The sequence below is a fragment of the Protofrankia sp. CiT1 genome, assembly GCF_917627335.1.
GTDB lineage: Bacteria > Actinomycetota > Actinomycetes > Frankiales > Frankiaceae > Protofrankia.
In genome coordinates, this window is sequence record NZ_CAKJTP010000113.1 from 9,000 (window position 1) to 13,632 (window position 4,633).

The 4,633-nt window shown below is 68.5% G+C and carries 3 protein-coding genes; all 3 read left to right on the forward strand.

Translation table 11 applies throughout. The features are described 5' to 3' along the window. A partial coding sequence (locus tag MJ785_RS16075; RefSeq protein WP_239381576.1) for a hypothetical protein occupies positions 1 to 2,607 on the forward strand: 2,607 nt, incomplete at its 5' end. Beyond that, a complete protein-coding gene (locus MJ785_RS16080) occupies positions 2,604 to 3,776 on the forward strand; it encodes a hypothetical protein (RefSeq protein WP_239381577.1) in 1,173 nt (390 codons plus the stop codon). The genes MJ785_RS16075 and MJ785_RS16080, both read left to right, overlap by 4 nt. Further along, a partial coding sequence (locus tag MJ785_RS16085; protein WP_239381578.1) for a GTPase domain-containing protein occupies positions 3,773 to 4,633 on the forward strand: 861 nt, incomplete at its 3' end. The genes MJ785_RS16080 and MJ785_RS16085, both read left to right, overlap by 4 nt.

Genomic DNA, 4,633 nt, shown 5'->3' on the forward strand with positions numbered 1-4,633 from the left:
GGCCCGCCCAACGCCGAGTATGCGCAGCCGGCGCACGTTGATGGCCATGGTTACCCGACTGACCGCGGTGGCGCTGACCGCGGCGGAGATCCCGATCCGTATGCCGCCGATACCTACGACCACGACCGCCGGTACGTGGCTGACCATGGCCAGTCCGGCTACGGCGAATCCGGCTACGGCGAATGTGACACAGGAGAGCCCGGCTACGACGACGTCACTGTCGGCCATCCCGATATGGATGATCGTTCCTGGGTGGGCGGCGGCTATGGAGAGCGTCCGGGCAGGGGCGAGGCGGGCGGCGGACCGCCGCGTTCGGACCGCTCGAGCGAGTCGGTGCGGGCCGCGGCCAACCGTTCCGGCGGTGACCGCGGGCGCTACGGTAGCCGGCCCGGCCGAGGGGGTGGCGGCGCGGGCGCGGCCAGCTCCACCGGTGGATCATCCGTGGGTGCCTTCCACGCGGGCGGTTCCGGTCCACGCGGTGGAACCCGCTTCGACCCGGCGCGAATCGGGCTGGTGAAACCGTTCGTCCTCCGGGCGCCGGTAGCCACGCTGTGGGTGAGTGATGCCCGCGGAGTCGGCTGGGGCATGGGCCAGACCCAGCCGCAGTCTCTGCCGTCGTTCCTGGACGACGCCGACGACGGTCCGGTGCTGTCGGCGTTGCGGGACGCCCTGTGCCAGCATGAGGTCTTCGACGCCGTCGCCGAGAAGGTCGGCTCCATGGCGGACGCGACGGCCGCGCCCGGTCTGCGCGCGGTGGTCGGCAGGGTGGATGACGGAGTGCTCGCCGACGCCCAGCTACGGGCGCTCGATCAGTTACTCGCCCCGCATCTGGACGCCGATGGGGCGAGCGAGCCACCATCGGATCTTGTCACCGACCCGTTGCCCCTGTTACTCGGGATGAACGACCGCCGCGCGGATACCGTATTGCGGCCCGATGGCTTGATCAGTTCATCGTTGCAGGCCTGCGGGAGCCGGATCGCCGACGCCGCTGCCGCTGTAGCGGGCATGCGTGGCTGGCGGGTGCTGTTCACCGGCCGTCAGCCGGGGATGGCCGTCTGGTCAGCCATGCGACAGGCCGCGGCCCAGCTCGCCGAACTGCGGGAGAACCTGCGGGCCGAGTTCATCGAGATCGACGGCAGCCGCGGGCTCGACCAGGCCCGGCGTAACCACCTGGCTGAGCTGGGCGTGGTGACCAGCGAACCCGCCGGCACCGCTGCCCGGTCCGTAGTCAACAGCCTGCGCATCCTTACCGACAACGCGCTGGACAAGGGCCACTCCGTCGTCGAGGTCTCCCAGTGGCTCTCCGAGACCGCCCGGCGGCTGTACCCGCGGGGGAGCCGTGAGTACGTCGACGACCTGGACCGCATCTGCCCAGACGATATTCTCGACAATCTCGATAATCCGGACAGGCTGCGGTTGAGTCTCGCCGCGCCGTGGGTGCTCGGCCCGGTAGCTCTGTTCTGCTTCCTGGCCGCGCTGTGGTCGCCGCTCGTCGGTGTCGTCGGTGCCGTTGTCAGCCTCGTGCCGGCTCTGGCGATCGTCATGATTGTTGTGCTGGGTGGCTGGCTGCTGCTGAACGCACGCCAGGTCAGCCCGGACGAAGCGGGCGCGCTGGACTTCCTCGCGCTGCTGGCTGTCGCTCTGGTCGCGGCGGGCGGCGGTTGGTATCTGCAGTGGTCCGGCCGGCTGGGCATCATCCCCGCCTCGGTCCGGCCGGAACTCGCGGCTGTCGGGTTGGCCGGGCTGCTGCTGTGGCCGCTGCGGGTGTGGGTGTCCGCGGCACGGCGTTGGCAGCCGTGGCTCGGTGGCGCTGTTCTGGTGGTTGACGATCTCCGCGCTTTGGTCTGTCGGGTCGCGTTGTACGAATGGGCGCTCGCCGACAGCCGGCGGGACGCGCATGACGCCACGAACGCGCTGACTGGCGCGTTGCTGGACATACAGACAAAGCTGACCGACCATGCAATGCTTCTGCGCGGGCATCCCATCGGGGAGCAGCCGGACGCGGTGCCCGGGATCGATGTCGAGGTTGCGGTGTTACTGCGGGACCAGCGGGGGGAGATCGCCAGAGTCGTCCAGGAGGATCTGGTCGATCTGATCCAGACCGTGCTCCAGCGCTGCTGGAAGGATCTTGAGCGGGGTGCGCCGGACGCGCTGCCGAACTACGTGTCCGCGGAAGCCGAGCACCTCCTTGACGTCTACGCCGAACATCTTGCCCGCCGGGGCGTCCACGAGGCCCCACCGTTCGGCCGGCCGGGGGAGCGGCGTGCGGTGCTCGTCGACGCCGTCTGGACGGAGTCGCGCCGGGTCGCTGGCGTGCTGCGAGCCACCAGGCTCGACGTCGGCATCCAGCAACTGTGCGGGCCGGAGGAACTGAGCTACCTCGATGTCGCGCCGGACCGCGCGGACCTGATCCGTTTCGCGCCGCGAGTGGTCAGGGCCGTGCTCGGCCGCGGTGCCGCCCGCGTGGCCCGCCATGCCGGCGGTTCTGATATCCCATTTCCCGGAAGCGACCTGGTCTGGACGACCGGCGGGCAGGTCGCCGGTGTGCTGCGCCTGGTCCGGCTGCGTTCCGGCGTGGTCGAGACGCCCGCGGAGGGCCGGCTGTGACACGTCCCGGTTCGACATCGGAGCCGCCGGATGGCGGACAGGCCAGACGCGAGGACGCCGGGTCCGCTGCCCGTGGCGGACGCCGGCCCGGCCGGGATGAGCCGGCCGGCGCCGACCGCCGGGGCACGAACGGTTCGTCACCGGGCGGGTTCCCTGCCGGCGGTGATCCGCGCAGGGAGCCGGCCACCGGACGGGCCGACAGCCTGACCGAACTCAGCTACATCACGACCTACGGCGAACGGGAGCAGCTTCGGATCCGGGCCGGCGAGTGGGAGGAACCCCGCCACCGCCGGCCCGGCGCGCCCCGCCCGCCGTCCCGCTCCGCGCCGTACCGTCGGCGCCGGGTGTCCAATCCGGACTCCAACCAGGAGTTCGTTCAGAAGGTGCTGCCCAAGGAGCAGGTGACCGCGGACAACTGCGAGATTCTCGATAACGAGATCCAGATCGGGCTGCACCTGCTGCGCACGATCGGCGAGGCCCGATACCCGGTGGAGCTGTCCAGACTGGTCGGCTATGACGCGGATACTGAGGAGCCGTTCATCCTGCTCGCCGAGCGAGGTGAGCAGGCCGGCCGGTTCCGGAAGATGCCGGCCACGAAGTACGAACAGTTCCAGGTCAGCCTGTTCCGGGCGCTGAGCATTCTGGAGGCCGCCAGGGTCGTGCACCGCAACATCACCCCTGGCACGGTCCGCTGGAACGACCCGCGGGTACAGATCACCGATTTCCAGCACGCCCGGCTCACCGGCGAGCCGGGCGGCTTGGCGCCGTCCCCCCAGTGGGCCGCGCCCGAGGCTCGGCACGGAGGTGTCCCCGCGGATCCCGCAGCGGATCTCTGGAGCGCCGGTTTGGTGATCGTCCATATGGTGGAAGGACCACGTCCGGCTGGCATCACCGGGCCGCCCGACCTGCGCAGCGCCAGTGGCAATCTGGACCGGACCCTGGACGGAGTCTTCCGGCCGACTCCCAAGGGCCGACCGTTGATCGAGGTAATCATGCAGGACCTGGGCGCAAAGCGCGAGTTCGTGTCCATCGACGCCTTTCCTGAACCGATCGAGGTCGACTCCCAGTTCCTCGAGGGGCGTCGGAGCTTCGCCGAACTGTCCAGGCGCAAGAGCCAGCCCGCTCCGGCCGGATCAGTCTTCGATTCCTACTCCGGTGACTACTCATGACCACAGACGAAGGCGCCTTCCGCGCCCCCAGGCACATGGTTCGGTGCCCGATCTGCCTGGACGAGTTCGTCTGGGACGAGGTGCACCAGCTGTATGAGCGGACCGAGGACCCGACGGAGCCGTATCGTCCACTGGAGATTCCGGCGACCGCGTCGGCTATCAAGCGTCATGATCGCGAACTTGACGCGTGGAAACGGTGCCCAGACACGGACAGCGAGCTGAAGCGGGAGGACGGCACCAGGATTCCGCACTATCTTCCAGTGGCCTACGGGAAGTACGGCCGCCCGCTGGTCGTCGGTTTCGTCGGTTTCCGAGGCAGCGGCAAGTCACACCTGCTTGCCTCAATGGTCGGCGAAATCGAGAATGGCAGGTTAGGTATGCTCGGCCTTCAGGTCGATCCGGTGGACGGAAACGTTCACAAGAAATATCTCGAAAAAATCGTCCGCCCGCTGTTCAACAGCGGTGAGGCACTGCAGAGCGACATCGCGGCCTTCTCCCCAGGCGGGGCCGAGTTCAAGGATGCGTTTCTGATCTCCAATCTCGACAGCCGTGTCACCCGTGCGGTGACGTTTTTTGACATCTCCGGGGAGCTACTGAGCGAACGTCGCCCGGAGACGCAGTTTATGTTGGCGGCGGACGCCCTGATTTTCGTTGTCGACCCGGACGTCGCGATCGGGGACGCGAACGCTGAAGCGGCCCGGTGGAACCGGCCGCTGCAACGGGACGACGCGTTCGCCATGGTTCTCCACCGCTTCCGTGATCAGGAGAGTGCGCGGGAGAAGCCGGTCGCCATCGCAATCACCAAATGTGATCGATGGCGGTTCGAACAGCCGGTCTCGTCCTGGTTGCGAAGGGAT